The organism is Priestia aryabhattai B8W22, from assembly GCF_000956595.1.
Taxonomy (GTDB): domain Bacteria; phylum Bacillota; class Bacilli; order Bacillales; family Bacillaceae_H; genus Priestia; species Priestia aryabhattai.
The window spans coordinates 18,363-35,654 of record NZ_JYOO01000012.1; the positions used below are offsets into that span (position 1 = coordinate 18,363).

The window sequence follows — 17,292 nt, forward strand, 5'->3', positions numbered from 1 at the left end:
CATAATAAGCATATTAACTATTAAATTATTACTTTTTAACCCTATATTATCTTTATTTAAGATTAACACATTTTCCTTCAAGCCTTTTTGAAGCTTGTGCTTTATAACTTTCTCATCACCCATTATAAACGAATTATGTGCATAATAAATGCCCTCACTGCTAATCAAATGTATCCTTATTCTCGTTATATTTTTATATACTTAATGAAGCCTTTCCTCGTATGCTTACCTACATAACTTGAATCCTGAAGAATCCTCAAAAGAGACATTCATACCTCTACAACACATAAAATAAACATATACAGAATGATACCTCTCATGAAATTCGAAAGGAGAAATCACCTTTGACAACATATCGGATTATGACCTTTGATGGAGGCGGTACTTTAGGTGCTTTAAGTTTACAACTTTTGAATAGATTGGCTTATCAAAACCCCAAGTTAATTAGTGAAACCAATGTTTTTTCAGGAAATTCAATTGGTTCATTTACTGCTCTTGCGTTAGCAAGCGGAAGATCACCAGAAGAGACGTTTCAGTTTTTCAAAGATCACATCTTACCGGCGTTCAGCGCTTCCCGACCGGGCGGACCTGTTTTTAACCAACAACTACCCTATTCTGGTTTTATTAAAGCCATACGAACGTTTTTCCCCCGAGACCTTCGCCTTAGAGACTTAAAGAAACGAATTGTTGTGCCATCCTTTCACTTATTTTCACCGGAGCTGAATCGTTGGAATCCTGTGTTATTTCATAACTTTCCAGGTTCTCCTTATCTTAATGAAAAAGCGAGTGACGTAATACTTAGGAGCAGCGCTGCCCCTGCAACGCAAAGAGCTTATCAAAACTACGTAGATGGTTATACAGTAGCAACTAATACCAGTACAGCTAGTATCGCGTTTGCAGTGGGAAAAGCAAAGCAGCCGTTAGATCAAATTGCCGTATTATCCATTGGAACAGGTGAGCAACCAACCCAATTAAGGAGAGATACAAAGGGATGGGGAATGGTGAGTGCCGATAACATACGACCTGAAGATATGGAAGACCTTCCGCCAAATTGGGGAGTACTTTTAGACCGGTCTCCTAATGAACCACTGCTGCCGTTTCTTCAGATTATCTCTGGTGGATCGAGCTACTATGAATCAATGGTTAGCTCTGAGCTTTTAGGCGATCAGTTTTTCCGGTTAAATCCGCGGATTCCTAATTTCTCTAAAACCGACCCTTCTGTGGTGCCCGCTCTTATTTCAATTGCTAATAAAACAAATTTACGACCGGCGTTTCATTTCATTGAAAAAAACTGGAAATGTTAATATTTTTTAAGAAGAGTATTGAAATACGGAATTTGTTGTTTTATCAACACAAATTCCTCTTTCAGATAAACCCTTATATTTTAGCTGATCATGACAATTCGTTCGTTATTATAATCGTGCTTTTTTATTCTTGCTCGTTTCCCCTATTAAAACTTTACACTTTTCAGCATTTTCACAATCAACTTGTCTTGTTTTTCCCCTTGTTTATCTGTTAACTGATCTCCAGTGTATTTGTAATAAAGTTCGATTACTTTATTCGTATTTTTATCTGCTATATATGCTACGTATGTATTTGGAACATACTTAATATTGTTCTTTACAACTTTTTCTTCAGTTCCTTTAAAATATGTATATGCTGAATCGTAATATATACTGATATGCGCTGTTTCTATCTTTTTTGGTTGATTCACGTGTAGGTTCTTTTTGAACAGACTCTCTACATTTACCTCCTCATTTTCTTTTACCTTCTCTGCCAGTTCTACGTTCATGTATGAAATTTCATTTTTATTATTAAAGAAATTTTCGGAAGAAGCTACCCATCGCTCATAAAACTGACCGTTGATAGCATAGTCTTCTTTATTTTCATGAATTAACTGATACTCCTCTGGAAACCACATCGTATACTGCCCTGTCTTCGATTTAAACTCATAAAATCCATCATCTACTTTTTTATCTTTTTCTAAAAATTCTCGTGTAAAGTGATCATTAAAAGCGGGGACGTTTGGATAACGGGTTTCATTTACCATCCATATACCTCCTATTAAAATAGTAGCTCCAGCAATGACTGCACTAACTATTTTTGTGCGTTTTTTCATCATAGCACCTCCTTTTACTTATGTTACGACCTATATTTTATACATGTTCGATACTACCATACTTCTACTGTAAGAAGCATGAACATAATCAATGAAAGACTCACAAATAGTTCCTACCGCTCTACAAAAAAAGGAAAAACCCACTCCAACCACAACAACCGCTAGCTCCAAAGGAACTAGCGGTTATTCATAATCTCTTAGAAACCATTCACTCTTCCACCGGCTTCTGCTCATCTGTTAACGTATCAATTTTAGTAATTTGAAGTTTGTCTTTGCCAGCAGTTTTCACATGGTAAATTCGTTCTTTTTTAAACTGCGTGCTCGCGTCATATGAATCAGTGAACGTGTATACTTCGCTTGTATAAATGTCGTAGGTTCCGTCGTCATGTGATTCTGTCTTTTTCACGAGAAACTGATCGTTAGCAAACGATACGTTTTTTCCGGCGAGTGATATGATATAGCTTTTTAGCTGTTTATAAACTGGCTGACCCGAGTCAATATAAGGCGCCATCGAACTAAAGTCCCCGCTGTTTAAACTTGAAAAGTAAGCGGCTTTATAGGAGATAAAAAAGTTTTCAAGCTCTGTTTTGCTTACAGCATCTGGCTTAGGCTGTTCATTTTTTAACGACTGCGTGCTGGCCGTAGCTTTTATGTTTGAGCTTGTTTCTACTGTTTGATTATCACGATTCATATATACAATCGTCAGCAATAAGACCATAACAATAGCGCCTCCTATTAAAATAGAAAAAGTTCGTCTTGATGATTGCTGCTTTTTGAGCACGGGAAAGTCTGCGTAGGATGGCAGCGTAACAGGTTCTATATCTACCTTTAACCGAGCTAATGGCTTTAGCATCTCCGTGCTCTTTATACTGTTAAGCGGCTGAAGTGCTAAAAATTCTTCGTATGTAACAATAAACTCGTTTACTGCTATTCCTTTATACATGCCGTAAATTCGATTCCACAGTTCCTGACACCTATTATCCTTTATATCTTCACTCAGTTCGTTAAAAAATCGTCGTGATTTTTTAATAAAAGCCGCTAACCACGTTTGATGAATATCAACTTGATGAACTGTGTGTAGATCACTAAGTGATTGCTTTAACTTGGCGTGTTCATTTGCATCGTTTTGGCTAATAACTTCTATACTGCATTCCGTTTCTTTTAATACATTAGAAAGACTCTTACTCATTTTTTCTTGTAGTCCCTCAAACTGGCTGCGAACATCAGGCCAGTGCAGTTCGAGTAACTGTTTTTGTAAATTCTTAGCTTTTCGAATATTTTCATTTAGCTCATGCTGCTTTGTGCGAAAGGCGGTCGCTTTTTGTTTGATCACCAATTTGTTTTTGCTTAGCTGATGCCATTCTTGCTTCAAGCTCTTGTCTTCTCCGAGTACTGTGGCTATCGCTTGTTTTACATGTTCATGCTTTTTTTGAAAGTCAACGAACGCCGACAAATACGTATTCCAGCTTTCCTTGATTCTTTTTAATGATGACGTGTTAGCGTGTTTTTCTGTTAGTTGAAAAAAGTCGTTTCTAAACGCTACCATATCCGCTTCAGAAATGAGTTCTTTTCCGAAAAGCTCTGTAACACTTCTATGTATGCTTGTTAACTGTTGGAGCTGTTTCATATTGCTTTGACGCTTTTTTATGTACTCTGGATAACCGCTCGAAAGAAACGTCAACATCGTATATTCAATGTGACTTATGTTAGACTCTGTACGTTCTTTTTCTAGTTCGTCATACACTTTCTGCAGCTGACGTTCTACTATGGAGAGAAATTTTTCTTTATCCATCCCGTCTACTTCTTCTTTTAGCATGTTTAAAGATTCCGTTTCTCCAATAAGAAATGTTTTTTCTTTATATAGCTGTATCCACCTTTCTAGTAAATGTGCTGCTGATTCATTCCAATGGCTTGTATTCATCGTTTGCTTCACCTGTTGTTTTTATTTTTATCCTTTCTTAACTATACAGGAATTGAACAGAAATTCTATTACAGTTTTATTACTCTTGAAAAATCAGGTTTAAGCTTTCTAGAGCCGCTTCTAACGTTTGTTTGTCTCCTTGATCGTAGCTGTGTGCCACAAACACTACGGTTGTAAATACGGCTTTCCATTTTGCCAGTCTGTGCGTTTCTTCATCTACTTCTCCGTATTCTTTAAAAAAACGTGCTCTTCCTTTAGGAGGTAAAAAGCTGTAGGCAATCGCCAGGTCAACTGCCGAATGACCAATATGAACATCTCCCCAGTCAATAATGCCTGAAACCATATTGTTTTGATCAACAATCATGTTTTTAATATGAAGATCTCCGTGAACTAGTACATGTTTTTCTTGATAGTGAATTTCTTGTATGTCATTTACATAGTCTTCAAGAATCTCTTGTTTTGAATAAAGACTACGCTCTTTCATTTGCTTGACATACTTTTCTAACGACGGCTTTCGCTTCATCATATCAAGTCGGTTCAACTCATCAAACGGCACGCCAAGCTCTTGGGCTTTTAAATGAGGATAGTGATGCAGCGTACGAAGAAACCTTGCTAGTACAGAAGCAGATTGCGTACGTTCCTCTTCTGTTAATCTTGCAGGCGGAGTTCCTTGCACGTAGTGATAGCCCGTAAAAGGCCAAGGATAGCCTCCATTCGGCTTACCGAAAAAAATGGGTTCGGCAATCGACAGAGGCAATTGAGAAGCAAGACTTGGTAAAAGCTGATTTTCTGTTTTTAATAGTCCTACTGCGAGTTCTCTTCTTGGAAACCGAAACACAAAGCGGTCGTTTACTTGATAAACCGTATTGTCAAAGCCGTAGCCAAGCAGTGAAACTTTAGCGGGCGCAAGTTCTGGAAACTGCGTCTCGATTAGCGTTTTGGCAAGCAGTGCTGATACGATCTGTTCTGCATCCCATGCATTTGGCACTGTGATCACCTTTCTTTAACGTGAAGTTTGTATGTTATGTAAAAGTATATTATAAATGATTTTGACCATAAAAACCCTCTGACGCAAAGCCAGAGGGTTTCAGTGAATATATAAATAAGATAGGATGCCTTAGAACGGCACACTACGCCTCTAAGTTAATAGCCTACGGTACGTTTACTACTTAATACGTACACCAAAATACCTGATCAACTGTTTCTTCAACATGCTCCATCTTAATAAAGTTCAATAAAAGATCCGTTTGGTCATTTCCTGTATACTCATCTTGGTCAACATTATAAAATTGAATAAGCTCGACCTTGTACATACCGTTTTTAATATCAATTCTATACTTAGAACAGTTTTCATCAGGCACTAACTGATCTTCAAACTGGGCGGCCATCGTAAGACAGTCATAATCTACGAGATAAAGCTGATGATTGGTTACATTTATATAACCTGTTGCTTTCCTAAAGTATGTATCTATATCCCACTCTGTTCCAATCTTCACCTCTACGTTCCAAGAGTGTTCAATTCCTTCTTCTGTCATTTGACATACTAGGATATTTCTCTTTTTCATTTCACTGCCGAAGTGGTTCAGAAGCTGGTCTAGCTCCCAATCCTCATCGACAAATGATTGGTACTCTTTTGCGTTTGCCACTCCAATAAAATTGGTATCGCCAAAATCCATACAAAACTTCACTTTACCTCCTCCGAACTTTTGAGTAATTTTTATTATCCATTAACATATATCCGCAAACTTCTTACAAGCCTTCTCTAACTCTTCTTTTTTAGCAAGCTGACAAACCCACTCTTCAGGAATGCCCTCCAGCTCATAATATACTCCTGCCATAGTACCCGTAATAAAGCCTATTGTGTCCGTGTCTTCTCCTAAATTCACAGCAGTAAGTACAGATTCTTTGTAGTCATCACTTTGCAGAAAAGACCAAAGAGATGCTTCTAGCGAGCTGACGACGTATCCGGTTGAACAAATTTCCTTTCTTGCTGCGTGCGGCAAGCTTAGGTTTAACACTCGTTCATACGCAGAAAACTCTGCTTCATACTCCGTACCTGTTAACTGCTTTTGACAAAGGTTTACCGCTTTTTCATATGCTTCAAAAGGCTCGTTGCCGTCAAGAAGACAAATAAGCAGCTCCACGTATATAATGCAGCCAAGCGTAGAGCGCACATGGCGGTGCGTGACGTGAGCAATTCTTTCTATTTCTTCTTTTCTTTTTGTAAAGCTAGGTTCATCACATAGTGTAAACGCAAGCGGAGCAATACGCATAAGCGCTCCGTTTCCGTTGTCGTATTCAGCGCTTCCTCCCCACTCTTCTTTAGGAAGCCCGCTTTTATAGCGGTGAATCGCTTCGCTTGTGGCGATGCCTATATCAAACATTTCTTCGTACGGCGTCCAGTAGCCATCCGACCAATAGTTCTTAAACTTTTGCATCAAATCATATTCATCTTGTTTTTCTAGTAGATTATCAATCAAGCACATCGTTAAAGACGTATCATCTGACCACGTTCCTTTAGGCTGGTTGTATGTACCGTAGCCTGTCATAGTTGTGATCCGAAATGTATCGCGTTTTTTAAACTCAACTGGAACGCCTAAAGCGTCTCCGACAGCTCCTCCTAGAATTGTAGAAAGTACTTTTTTATGTAGCGTCATGTGATCAGCTCCTTTCTATTATTGTAATTGTTTGATTTTAGAATTTGCAAGAGATCTCTTGCCTAGACGTTTTTTCTTCTTTTTACAAAGGAATTTACAAGCCTTAATCTAATTTAGTAAGAGGTAAAAAAACATGTGAGGTGTGGTAGATGATTCATTTTTTTGAATATAATTGGCAAGTGAGAGATGAATGGTTTAGCTGGTGTTATCAACTTTCTAGAGAAGAACTGTTGAAGAAGCGGACTGGAGGAACGGGCAGCATTTTACAAACTCTGTTTCATATTATTGATGTGGAAGACAGCTGGATACGCGCCATCCAAGGTAAACCAGATATCGTTCTTTCTTTTGAAGAACACGATACGCTCGAAAAGCTTCAAGCACTCTCTTCCGCACATAGACCCGAAATTGCCGACTTTCTAAGTCATTTGAATTTTTCCAACAAAAGGTACGTAACAGTCCCTTGGGATTCTACTTCTTACACGGAAGCCGACATTTTGCATCACATCATCATTCATGAAATCCATCACATCGGCCAGCTTTCTATTTGGGCAAGAGAGGTGAATAAACAGCCTATTTCTTCTCACTATGTAGGAAGAAACATAAAAGACATTCCTTCGTACTTCTCTAAAAACAATTGACCAACAAGAACAAATGTTCTACAGTAAATATATGGAGGTAAAAACGATGAGACCTGAACTTACAAAAGATTTACCCATCAAAGACTTTACCGATTTTTACTGGCTCAAAACCGAGCTGCAGCAATTTTGCCGAGAAAACAACATGAGCCCGTCTGGATCTAAAATGGAACTTTCAAAAAGAATTGAAGTGTTTTTAACAACCGGTGACACTCAACACTCAGGAGCACCTTCTAAAAGACGCTCGTCCTCTAAAACGAAATCGCCGCTAACATTAGATACCGTCATTGGGGAAAATCACCGCTGCAGTCAAGAAGTACGGGCTTTTTTTAAAGAAGCCATTCATCCTACGTTTCATTTTTCCACTTATATTCAAAACTACTTTAAAGAAAATGTAGGGAAAACCTATCGAGATGTGGTAAAAGCGTGGCATGAAGAAGAAAAACGAAAAAAGCAGCCTTCTTATCAAAAAGAAATTGCGCCTCAGTTTGAGTACAACCGCTTTATTCGCGATTTTTTTAACGATTCGAAAAACAAAGGAAAAAGCCGCGATGATGCAATTGCGGCGTGGAAGCATTTGAAACTTCAGCCTGGAAGCAATCAATACCGCTCTTAAATCAAACTCTACATATAAAGACCATTAAAACACCACCTCAAGAAAAGGTGGTGTTTGTGCACGCCTGTAGATTTCTTCACATACACATGTACTGTTTGTTGCGGCGTAAAATCTTTAGCTGTAAACAGACTCTTTTTTAATTAAACCAAGCGTCTGTGAAGTAGACGCATGAATTTCGTTAAAGAAGTCTGGATGATCAACTAACGACATGCCATAAGAAGGAATCATTTCTTTTATTTTTGGCTCCCACTTGTTCATGTTTTCTGGGAAGCATTTTTCCAATACTTCTAGCATAACGTGAACCGCCGTTGACGCACCAGGAGAAGCGCCAAGAAGTGCAGCAACAGAACCATCAGCGGCACTTACAACTTCTGTACCAAACTGAAGCGTTCCTTTTCCTCCGGCTTCCGTGTCTTTGATTACCTGAACACGCTGGCCTGCTACAACGATATCCCAGTCTTCGCTTTTCGCGTTCGGGATAAACTCACGCAGTTCTTCCACACGTTTTTCATTTGATAACAGCACCTGCTGAATTAAATATTTTGTTAACGCCATTTCTTTGACGCCTGCTGCTAGCATGGTTAAAATATTATTCGGCTTTACAGAACTGATTAAGTCCAGGTTTGAACCTGCTTTTAAGAACTTCGGTGAAAAGCCGGCAAACGGGCCAAACAACAGCGTCTTTTTGTTGTCAATATAGCGTGTATCAAGGTGCGGAACTGACATTGGCGGAGCTCCGACTTTGGCTTTTCCGTATACTTTCCCGTGGTGCTGCGCAATCACTTCAGGGTTATTGCATACCATAAATAATCCGCTTACCGGGAAGCCTCCAATATGCTTGGATTCAGGAATACCTGTTTTTTGAAGTAAAGGCAAGCTTCCGCCTCCACCACCGATAAAGATGAACTTTGCCGTGTGGTACTCAACTTTGCCGCTGTCTACATCTGCGACTTTTACTTCCCACATACCGTCACTTTTACGTTTAATATCTTTTACACTTCGTTTGTAATGAACGTGAACCCCTTTATTCTTCAGGTGGTCAAACAACATGCGTGTTAAAGCACCAAAGTTTACGTCTGTCCCCGAATCAATTTTAGTTGCGGCAATCGGTTCATTTGACGTGCGCCCCTTCATGATTAACGGAATCCATTCTTTTAGTTTGTCAGGACTGTCGGAATACTCCATTCCTTGAAACAACGGATTGTTTGACAGCGCTTCAAAACGCTTTTTCAGAAACGATACATTTTTTTCCCCTTGTACCAAACTCATATGCGGAATTGGCATGATAAAATCTTGCGGATTGCGAATCAACTTGCTGCTTACCAGATAAGACCAAAACTGTCTTGACAGCTGAAACTGCTCGTTAATTCGGATCGCTTTCGTTATATCTATAGATCCATCAGCTTTTTCTGATGTATAGTTTAGTTCGCACAGCGCAGAATGGCCCGTCCCTGCATTATTCCATTCGTTCGAGCTTTCTTCCCCTGCGTCTGCGAGTTTTTCAAATACTTTAATGTCCCATTCAGGTGCTAATTCTTTGAGTAATGATCCCAAAGTTGCGCTCATGACTCCGGCACCAATTAAGATAACGTCTGTTTTTTTCTGTACGTTGCTCATTATAACCTTCCTCATCCCCTATATTTGTAAAAAGATGTAGGCGCTCCTGCTTACGTAGTAAAAAAATTCAGGTGCGACCTAAGAACACACCTTTTTCTGTCTCACTTATAACTATATCACAGTATAATTGTCTGATGATTATAAACTATTCAAAAATGATAAAAAAGTGAGAAAACCGCCCACAAATTCCAAAAAACTTATTAAATTTCGTCTGCACTTTCTTTTATTAGTAAACTTTTATACCTACTTCTAAGTGGCAAAGCATTGATTAATAAAATAACAAACTATTCTAAAAATTAAAGCTAAAAATCAAAATAACTTTCTTGAAAATTTCACCTACTATAACTATACTCATTCGAAAGAACAAACAGCACTATAATTAGAAATGCCTTCATTCTTTTTGACTAGTTATACGTAGATGTATTCATATATGTATAGAGCACCCGCTCGTCCAGATGCATATTTAGAAAAATAAGTATATATTATAACAGCTAATTCTCAACAGATATTGCAAGTTACAATATCTATGTCATATAACATACCATGAAATAAGTGAATAAGTAAATGATTATTCAGAAATTTATGTTATAAAACCTAACATGTATGTTGACTTTTACATAAACTATATTTGAATATTTAAAAGAAAACTCTCCAAATTTTGACGAGTGACATATTTTTATATGCTCGAGCATTTTTTTGATGAAGCATTTGCACAAAAATACCCCTTAGAGACTTTAGCAAATCAACGTGCACTTACAAAAGGCTTTTTAATCATATAATTCACTTAAGAAATCCGTAAACGTATCTGCGATGTAAAATACATTGCTCCTTGCACGTTCTTCCACTTGTTCTTCAATTAAACCTTTCTCTTCCATTAACACTTCTTTTTCAGGGACATTTTCGTGTTCCCAAAATACCACAATCGGGTTATCTATATTATTTTTTTAATCTAAACAAATTAAATTTCGAGCGGGATCATTCGCAATAGGAAAAACCTTTTTCGGAAGCATAGGTCTATATAGTTCATATTTTTGAACAATGTACTCACTGCTTTTCTTATCAAAGCTAAATAAACTACCAAAACAAAGCTCTACGTTGCCTACATTAAATTCTTCTGGTAATACGCTAGCACCTCCATTTATTTTTACACAATCAATATAATCTTTAGGTAAGTGGAATCCTAATTGCCTTCCACTTTCTTCAACCTCATTTTCTGATACTTCTCGATCAGCATATTCCCACTCTAAATCTTTTCTCATCTAATTCCTCCTTATAAATAGGGACTATTCCATAACTCCAATCAGAAATGGATATTTAATTCTTCACGAATCGATTTTTCTAGATATTCTTCAAAGCTTCCGGCTATAACTTTTTTTCCGCCAAAGTCAAAATCAACTATGATGATTTCTTTATTAGGATATTGAAATCCTACTGGATTTCCCGCACTGTCTACTCCAATCACAACAAAATGCTCGTATCCTAGAGGCAACATATTTCTGAACTGTAGAGATTTATCTACAAATGACGGTGTAGACACAAATTCTGCCTCTCTTAACCCTAAAACAACCGCTTCACCAATTGCCCCCGAACCATACCTCAAAAGAAATTTTTTAAAGTCCTCTGGAAGTTTCACTTTTAGCTTCGCTTCAGCTTGTGTCACTTCCTCACTAGTAACAGCACCGCCAAAAGCTTCAGGGTACATTTCCAACTCTTGGTCCACTACTTTTAATAATTCGATCTTCATTCCATTCCTTCCCTTTCTGTAGATGATGATTTAATTCTTTTTTGTACATACTTTTGTTATCTTTGTAAACGCAGGCTAGAAATTAAATCTTCTAAGGAGTTTGCAATTTCTTTAAAACAACCTCGTTCAAAATCTTCTAATTCGATTTTGCCGCTGATGTTATGGATCACAACTACCAAACCATTGCCTTCTATACCTATAGGAACCTTATCAAGCTTATCGTGATTTCTTTTATATCCCTTTAAATTCCTTTCAAACGTATCCAATTCAATATTCGGTAATACAGCCTCTAACGTAATGTAATGCCCATCCATAAAACCATCTAACTCCGCAAACCAGTAGGAATTAAAATAGCAGTCAATTGAAGAATGAAATTTAATATGAAACCTTTCTTCAAGTGGTTTTATATCGCTATGATTATTTTTTTGAACAGGGTTCCATAAAATTTCTTCGTCTTCATCCATTTCCCCTTGATAAATTATTGATTGAACATTTTCGTTGTAGGATGTTTTAAATAGGAAATCCAAACCTTTTTCAAAATATTCTCTTCTTACCTTAAAATAGTTGCTCATAGCATCTTTCATTGCCAATAACATTACCTTCACTCAAGACTTTTTCTAATCGTTCAGCATATGTTAGTTCTGTTTCTTCACGCCCTATTATCACGGATGAATTAATTCGTTTAAAAAATCCTTAAAATTATGAGCTACTTTGTATGTATTTTCTTCTTCACGAGATTGGGGGAATGAAAGAGAGTGGTCCCAGTAATACACACCGTGCCTTTCCGTATCAGTAATAAGTACAATAAATCCCGAACCAGGATCATCTCCTATTACCAAACTACACGGCAGGATATCTTCTTCAAACTCTTCATAACATTCAATTAAATCAAACGTTCTTGTTACACCTATCCCATACAAAACATCTAAAGGAATTTCCTGATTTAATTCTTCAACAAAAAATTTACTATATCTTACTTTCGAAGTTCCTCCGTTATATTCACCTAAAAATTTTTTATAATCTTCGGGAAGTAAAAATCCCAAAATTTCTTCTAATTTGCCTATTGATTCTTCTGTTGCTTGACCAAAAGCATTTAAATTCATTTTATTACACTCCAAGTTCATTTTTAGATTCTCAGCTAAAGACATTCCATCTAGATTATTAATTGAATAGCAAGGCGAAAACTCCTGCGAAAAAGGCAGAGTAGGTTGTTACCGTTTATATCGATTGTTCGTCTTGAGATTGGAGTAGTTTCGTTATGTCTCAACTTCTAGCGTACTTATTTTTGTGCTAATCTAACATTTCATCTATTCGATAGTAGAGGTACTCATAAAAGTTATCAAACTTTTCCTCTCCTACTTGTTCATTAATTGAATCCTAGCTTATCACTGTTATTTCTCTCGTTAAAAATCTTCTTCCCATGCTTCTTTTGCATCCAATAACCTTTGGGATAAAAACTCATAAAAGTTCTTTGCTGTATTATAGCCATCCAGTCCTCCTATTCTATTCCACGCTATTACTGGACACTCATCATTCTCTATATTACTTGTATCTAAACAGTAAGCATATTCCCCAATATCCTCAATAACTACTAAATTTTTTTGCATCCCTAAATTTCTATATCTCTGTGTATGGGCAATAACGGGTGCTTTATTTGCCTTGGCCACTCCTGAAATGTCTACACCAAATAGCCCACCCGATCCATAATTAGTTAAAAACCACTTATAACTTTCCGGCAATTCTACCCCTAACTCATTTTGGACAAATTTGATTTGACCTTCCTCTACTACACCTGTAAAGTCGTCCAATTCCTTATGTTCATTTATAAAATTTGATAATTCTTCTTTATCCATTTAAGCTTTCTCCTATGACAATTTTTTAGTAACAATTTAATTTTACCTTACTTATGTTTCAAGTTATATCCATTTTCCGCTTACCATTGATTCAAGACTCATATATTGCTAATAGCATTCAAGCTCTAATTGTCTTTGTATATAAATCTCTATTTAAAATAAGCACAATCCAAAAGAATGCTCTTTTAATGTCTTTAGTTCTCTATGTGTTACCTAATAACTCAAATCCCGTATTAAACCGAGATTAATTTTACTATTTTGGTATATAGGTGTAATGACTAATTCCGCAAAATCATCCGTTTTGATTATTTCATTAATCAACTGCTTTAGTTCTGTAAAATCAATATGTCTTCTATTTAAGCCGTGGTTATAAATTGTAAACTCATGAATTAGTCGCAAACCTTCCCCTGTTTTTTGTTTATCACTAGACAATACTCCTTTTGCGCATGATGAATTATTATTCAATTAGTACCTTGTTAGCAAGAACCCATCCATTTAATCCGTATGAAGCTTATAGTTTGTAGTAATGGTCATTATTTCCTTCAATATAATTAATCAGTTCCTCAATATGCTCATAGTCCATTGGCCAACAATAATCTTTTGATTGATCTAACAATGTTTTATTATCTAAAGCAAACGAATTAACATCTCCTTCAGCTATATCTAAAAGTATGCTGTTAGGCAGCTGGTTTTCAAAATGAAAAGCAAAAAATCTTTAAACAGAATGTTTACTTGTTTTTCTTTTTCTGTCATCACTTTCACTTCTACTTTTAAACGCTCAAAATCTATTTGATAATTTAAAATTTTACTATCTCTACATTTTGTAGTCCTACTATTACTTTATTCATTCGCGTCAATAAATCTTTTATTTCGTCTAATGTTAGCTCGTCTTGCGCTTCTTTTAGGTCAAATTTCCCTAACCTCCCTGTTATACCTCTAATGCGCCCAACGAAAACTTGCTCATGGGTAATTGCAATTTCTCCAATAGCAGTATGTATCCACCATAAAATCTTCTACCTTGCCTAAATTATCAAATTCGTCCGTGAAACAATTAGCTCTGCCCATTTTTGCTCGATTCTTAGATCATTATCATCTAGTAATACTCGTGCACCTAAGACTGCTCTAACTTTTTCCTCAAACATTGTGAACATCTCCATTTTAATTTTGCACCTTGCACTGCTTCGTCTCACTCAAATATCAGCTGATTCGATATAATTTAAAGTAAAAAACCTCGAAAGGCATTTAGCCAATCAAGGTTATAAACTTACTCTATTCCTACTCAAAATCCTCGTATATTCTTAGCTTACACTATATCCTTTTTAAAGTCACAGCTAATATTATGCTCAGAAGTAGGCTTTGTACGAACATGATGACTTTTCAATATCTATATATCTACTAATATCCTCATTCAATATAGAGATTATCTCTTAGTTACATAAAGACTTTGTTTGATGTCCTTGAAATCGGTACCAGTTTATACAACACAGCTAGATTTTTGTCAGTAATTTGAAACTTTATAGGGAGGTCATAAAGCTATGTGACTTAGTTACCCATTAAAATAATGGAGTGCCTTTTTTAGTTAATTATTAAAAATTATACACATAAACTGCGTTTCACTTCTGCCAATAAACCTATCAGCTCAGTTTTCTCTGGTTTATTCTCTACTTCTTTATTTACATTTTTATCCAAATAATCATAGAATGTTTTAAAATCTAAAAAAGCTATTTGTTCAATTTCAACAGCTGGGTAACCTAGCTCTATCAAAACATGTTTTTCATCTAAAGGTCTAGGTAATTGTGCCATGTCATATTCATCTAAATCAGACTGAAAAAAGGCAAATACTATCTCCTGTCCATAACCTTCTCTTTCGGCAAAGCTTTTTAATGCTTTTTCTAGATATTTTCCATTTATAAAATTAAAATATGTTAACATTAATTTATCAATATCTTCTTTACTTTCATTTACTTGATATTCTCCACTCATTTTTCGTCCTCCAATAACATCGTATTTTTAGTTAATCAACAATAGGGAAAAAGTTTGTTATTTCACCAGCCTCATTTAAATACCCTCTAAATTTTAAACCATTTGAAGCAGTTCCTTCGACAAGTCTCCCATTTACTTTTCCGTTCTGCATTGCTTCCTGTCCCAATCGATAAATTTTGTCGTCACTAATCTTAAATGGGTCATAAACTGTTTTAGGTTCCTTGATATTTTTATATGATACTGGGTCTGCAACATTACCAGCCATATCTTTTCTAGGTATTTTATACTCTACTTCATAAATTCCTTCAATCGATTGATGTGATTTTTTAGACACAATTAAATCATCCGGATTGAAACCTTGACTTTTCAACGCTTTATTAAATTCATCTATATTGTGACCACCAACAATACCTTTTTTAGTATTAACATTTTCGACATTTATTAGGTGATTTTTTGCCTTTTCAACAAAATTAAATTTATTAGCCTTAACAGCATTTTTAGCCGTACCCTTATTCTCAATACTTCTATCTTGTTCTTTACCTTTCCCTTCGACCTTCTCCACAGCTTTTGACTCGCCCTTGGAAACATCTTTAACCTTATGCTTTGTTACGGTCTTTTCTGCTTTGTTTACGCGAAGTACGTATTCTGCTCCTTCGCTTCCGTATTTCACCACTTTCCCTGGCACTCTCGCAAAGCCGCCAAAGACAATTCCTGCTCCAGAAACAGAACGGTCAAAACTAGATAGTTCATTCCCAGTACTAGGATCGGATCCTACACTTGCTTCCTATCCACCTTTTACATTGGAAACCACAGGCACCATATCCGCTACAAAAGAAACAGCTGCTAGACCATCTTGTTGTTGCTTTTTGGCTTCCGTTTCATATACACTTCTTGCAATTTCAGACTTTTTATAATTCGCATATAGATACGGATACTTTTTCAACTCTTTTTCTAATTTTGCTTTAGAATGAGAAAGTGCAGCAAGGTCTCGCTGAACCTTTAGCAACTTTTTCTGCTGTCATTCTATTCTTAAAAGTTGAAGAACCAGTAATTTTAGGATTAGTTTTCAATCTTTCTAAAAGTTGTTCATCAGTTTTCCTAACATGCCTCTCTATTAAATGCTCACCTTTTAACTCATGTACAGCTAATCCACCACCTGGCGCTAGAGAGCTTTTATCTCCTTGCTTGACATTTCCCGTACCCTTACCATCAAGCTTTTCCACTTTCTCCAACGTTTTCGACTGGCCTTTTGAAACACGTCTTCACCACTTCTACTGTCTGAACTACTTTTTCAGCTTAATCGGTTAAATTAACATTTTAAGTCCAATATATAGTTTTATTTTACAATAAAAAGCACTTGTTGCCTTTAATCGACAATCAAGTGCTTTAAGTTCATATGTTTTTAAGTAGCATAAACTTGTAAGTTTTGTAGTAACAATATGACACTCTTTATGTGTCGTGACAATCATTACCTTAAAGCTTACGGGGTTGTACGAGTTCGTTAATTTAGTATCCATTCCGTGTGTTTATATTCACCGCCCAGTATAATGTCATCTCGCCTAAGCTCGTATTTTGTTTTCTATTCTATCATTGCACATTGTACTTCATGATGGTACTACTTTCATGGGCTCTGAATTTCAGCATATCATCATTCGTGTTGTCCAAAGCATAAAATATCACATAGAAAGCACCTGGTTCCCTAAAAGGAAATCAAGTGCTTTTTAGTTAATTACATCATTAATTTATAATTTAAAAATATTCTTGTTCAATTTCGCAAATAACTACTCGGAATAAGGGTTATAATCTATCTCAACCTTACTAAGACCATCTAGTACTTTCTCTATCCTATTAGTCAAGTCTACTATTTCTTCATGTGTTAGTTCATTTGTAACATCTAAATCTTTAAACACACTTAATCTCTTTGTTATCCCTTCAGCATATCCAATAAAGACCTTATTTTTGGATAACAATATTTCACCTACAGCAGTATCTACAATAAAGTCTTCTACCTTTCCAAGATTTATATATTCATTAATAGTTCTTGCTATTGCATATTCATGTCCCCTATTTAATTTTAAATAATCATCATAGTCTTCGTTAATCGCCTCAAATATTTCATTATATTCCCAGTCTTCCATGATGTCACT

The 17,292-nt window shown here is 36.2% G+C and carries 19 protein-coding genes and 3 pseudogenes; 3 read left to right on the forward strand and 19 right to left on the reverse strand.

What is annotated here, in order from left to right; all coding sequences use genetic code 11:
* The first annotated feature begins 344 nt into the window (after nt 1-344).
* On the forward strand, nt 345-1,304 hold the full coding sequence (locus N178_RS11165; RefSeq protein WP_152640844.1) for a patatin-like phospholipase family protein: 960 nt from the start codon (nt 345-347) through the stop codon (nt 1,302-1,304).
* A gap of 146 nt (nt 1,305-1,450) precedes the next feature.
* On the opposite strand, the gene N178_RS11170 is transcribed toward N178_RS11165, so the two are convergent.
* The 5 genes from N178_RS11170 to N178_RS11190 all read right to left on the reverse strand — a co-directional run bounded on the left by N178_RS11170 (nt 1,451) and on the right by N178_RS11190 (nt 6,697).
* Nucleotides 1,451-2,122: a hypothetical protein gene (locus tag N178_RS11170; protein WP_337588880.1), complete on the reverse strand. Its 672-nt coding sequence runs from the start codon at nt 2,120-2,122 to the stop codon at nt 1,451-1,453.
* Nucleotides 2,123-2,327: 205 nt separating this feature from the next.
* A complete protein-coding gene (locus N178_RS11175) occupies nt 2,328-4,040 on the reverse strand; it encodes a TcaA NTF2-like domain-containing protein (RefSeq protein WP_045292206.1) in 1,713 nt (570 codons plus the stop codon).
* 79 nt (nt 4,041-4,119) lie between these two features.
* Nucleotides 4,120-5,028 carry a phosphotransferase gene (locus N178_RS11180; RefSeq protein ID WP_045292207.1) on the reverse strand — a complete coding sequence of 303 codons (909 nt, stop codon included), beginning with the start codon at nt 5,026-5,028 and terminating at the stop codon, nt 4,120-4,122.
* A 181-nt stretch (nt 5,029-5,209) separates the two neighbouring features.
* Complete coding sequence (locus N178_RS11185; RefSeq protein WP_193377152.1) at nt 5,210-5,716, reverse strand: hypothetical protein; 507 nt, start codon at nt 5,714-5,716, stop codon at nt 5,210-5,212.
* Between the two features lie 51 nt (nt 5,717-5,767).
* Entirely contained in the window at nt 5,768-6,697 is a 930-nt protein-coding gene (locus N178_RS11190; RefSeq protein ID WP_045292209.1) for an ADP-ribosylglycohydrolase family protein, read from the reverse strand.
* A gap of 149 nt (nt 6,698-6,846) precedes the next feature.
* On the opposite strand from N178_RS11190, the gene N178_RS11195 reads away from it, so the two are divergent.
* Both N178_RS11195 and N178_RS11200 read left to right on the forward strand, forming a co-directional pair.
* Nucleotides 6,847-7,335, forward strand: a complete 489-nt coding sequence (locus N178_RS11195) for a DinB family protein (RefSeq protein WP_014459715.1) — start codon at nt 6,847-6,849, stop codon at nt 7,333-7,335.
* Nucleotides 7,336-7,381: 46 nt separating this feature from the next.
* A complete protein-coding gene (locus N178_RS11200) occupies nt 7,382-7,948 on the forward strand; it encodes a DUF6434 domain-containing protein (RefSeq protein WP_045292210.1) in 567 nt (188 codons plus the stop codon).
* 114 nt (nt 7,949-8,062) lie between these two features.
* On the opposite strand, the gene N178_RS11205 is transcribed toward N178_RS11200, so the two are convergent.
* The 14 genes and pseudogenes from N178_RS11205 to N178_RS11255 all read right to left on the reverse strand — a co-directional run bounded on the left by N178_RS11205 (nt 8,063) and on the right by N178_RS11255 (nt 17,283).
* Nucleotides 8,063-9,565: a malate:quinone oxidoreductase gene (locus tag N178_RS11205; protein WP_045292211.1), complete on the reverse strand. Its 1,503-nt coding sequence runs from the start codon at nt 9,563-9,565 to the stop codon at nt 8,063-8,065.
* 767 nt (nt 9,566-10,332) lie between these two features.
* A pseudogene (locus N178_RS11210) lies at nt 10,333-10,824 on the reverse strand (SMI1/KNR4 family protein).
* A gap of 41 nt (nt 10,825-10,865) precedes the next feature.
* Entirely contained in the window at nt 10,866-11,309 is a 444-nt protein-coding gene (locus tag N178_RS11215; protein WP_045292212.1) for an SMI1/KNR4 family protein, read from the reverse strand.
* Nucleotides 11,310-11,365: 56 nt separating this feature from the next.
* Nucleotides 11,366-11,881, reverse strand: a complete 516-nt coding sequence (locus N178_RS11220; protein WP_193377153.1) for a SecY-interacting protein Syd — start codon at nt 11,879-11,881, stop codon at nt 11,366-11,368.
* Between the two features lie 90 nt (nt 11,882-11,971).
* A complete protein-coding gene (locus N178_RS11225; RefSeq protein WP_045292213.1) occupies nt 11,972-12,412 on the reverse strand; it encodes an SMI1/KNR4 family protein in 441 nt (146 codons plus the stop codon).
* Between the two features lie 300 nt (nt 12,413-12,712).
* Nucleotides 12,713-13,162, reverse strand: coding sequence for an SMI1/KNR4 family protein (locus N178_RS11230; RefSeq protein ID WP_045292214.1), 450 nt, complete (start codon nt 13,160-13,162; stop codon nt 12,713-12,715).
* A 797-nt stretch (nt 13,163-13,959) separates the two neighbouring features.
* Nucleotides 13,960-14,203 (reverse strand): annotated as a pseudogene (locus N178_RS25915) (Imm3 family immunity protein); the annotation flags it as partial.
* A gap of 552 nt (nt 14,204-14,755) precedes the next feature.
* Complete coding sequence (locus tag N178_RS11240) at nt 14,756-15,145, reverse strand: hypothetical protein (protein ID WP_045292216.1); 390 nt, start codon at nt 15,143-15,145, stop codon at nt 14,756-14,758.
* Between the two features lie 31 nt (nt 15,146-15,176).
* Nucleotides 15,177-15,830, reverse strand: a complete 654-nt coding sequence (locus N178_RS11245) for an EndoU domain-containing protein (RefSeq protein ID WP_152640845.1) — start codon at nt 15,828-15,830, stop codon at nt 15,177-15,179.
* Nucleotides 15,825-15,917, reverse strand: a pseudogene (locus N178_RS27805) (pre-toxin TG domain-containing protein); the annotation flags it as partial. The pseudogene N178_RS27805 and the gene N178_RS11245, both read right to left, overlap by 6 nt.
* 12 nt (nt 15,918-15,929) lie before the next feature.
* Nucleotides 15,930-16,151: a hypothetical protein gene (locus tag N178_RS11250; protein WP_045292217.1), complete on the reverse strand. Its 222-nt coding sequence runs from the start codon at nt 16,149-16,151 to the stop codon at nt 15,930-15,932.
* Entirely contained in the window at nt 16,108-16,368 is a 261-nt protein-coding gene (locus N178_RS25920; protein ID WP_237758447.1) for an RNase A-like domain-containing protein, read from the reverse strand. Before N178_RS25920 ends, N178_RS11250 begins: the two co-directional genes overlap by 44 nt.
* 81 nt (nt 16,369-16,449) lie before the next feature.
* Nucleotides 16,450-16,662, reverse strand: a complete 213-nt coding sequence (locus N178_RS27535; protein WP_080890172.1) for a hypothetical protein — start codon at nt 16,660-16,662, stop codon at nt 16,450-16,452.
* Between the two features lie 264 nt (nt 16,663-16,926).
* Nucleotides 16,927-17,283 (reverse strand): Imm3 family immunity protein, encoded by a 357-nt coding sequence (locus tag N178_RS11255; protein WP_025751570.1) that lies wholly within the window; start codon nt 17,281-17,283, stop codon nt 16,927-16,929.
* Between the last annotated feature and the right edge of the window lie 9 nt (nt 17,284-17,292).

Excerpts from the sequence above, each read along its gene's own strand:
- N178_RS11170 (WP_337588880.1), bottom strand. The coding sequence starts at position 2,122 with ATGATGAAAAAACGCACAAAAATAGTTAGTGCAGTCATTGCTGGAGCT.
- N178_RS11175 (WP_045292206.1), bottom strand. The coding sequence starts at position 4,040 with ATGAATACAAGCCATTGGAATGAATCAGCAGCACATTTACTAGAAAGG.
- N178_RS11185 (WP_193377152.1), bottom strand. The coding sequence starts at position 5,716 with ATGGATTTTGGCGATACCAATTTTATTGGAGTGGCAAACGCAAAAGAG.
- N178_RS11190 (WP_045292209.1), bottom strand. The coding sequence starts at position 6,697 with ATGACGCTACATAAAAAAGTACTTTCTACAATTCTAGGAGGAGCTGTC.
- N178_RS11195 (WP_014459715.1), top strand. The coding sequence starts at position 6,847 with ATGATTCATTTTTTTGAATATAATTGGCAAGTGAGAGATGAATGGTTT.
- N178_RS11200 (WP_045292210.1), top strand. The coding sequence starts at position 7,382 with ATGAGACCTGAACTTACAAAAGATTTACCCATCAAAGACTTTACCGAT.
- N178_RS11205 (WP_045292211.1), bottom strand. The coding sequence starts at position 9,565 with ATGAGCAACGTACAGAAAAAAACAGACGTTATCTTAATTGGTGCCGGA.
- N178_RS11215 (WP_045292212.1), bottom strand. The coding sequence starts at position 11,309 with ATGAAGATCGAATTATTAAAAGTAGTGGACCAAGAGTTGGAAATGTAC.
- N178_RS11220 (WP_193377153.1), bottom strand. The coding sequence starts at position 11,881 with ATGAGCAACTATTTTAAGGTAAGAAGAGAATATTTTGAAAAAGGTTTG.
- N178_RS11225 (WP_045292213.1), bottom strand. The coding sequence starts at position 12,412 with ATGAATTTAAATGCTTTTGGTCAAGCAACAGAAGAATCAATAGGCAAA.
- N178_RS11230 (WP_045292214.1), bottom strand. The coding sequence starts at position 13,162 with ATGGATAAAGAAGAATTATCAAATTTTATAAATGAACATAAGGAATTG.
- N178_RS11240 (WP_045292216.1), bottom strand. The coding sequence starts at position 15,145 with ATGAGTGGAGAATATCAAGTAAATGAAAGTAAAGAAGATATTGATAAA.
- N178_RS27535 (WP_080890172.1), bottom strand. The coding sequence starts at position 16,662 with ATGGATACTAAATTAACGAACTCGTACAACCCCGTAAGCTTTAAGGTA.
- N178_RS11255 (WP_025751570.1), bottom strand. The coding sequence starts at position 17,283 with ATGGAAGACTGGGAATATAATGAAATATTTGAGGCGATTAACGAAGAC.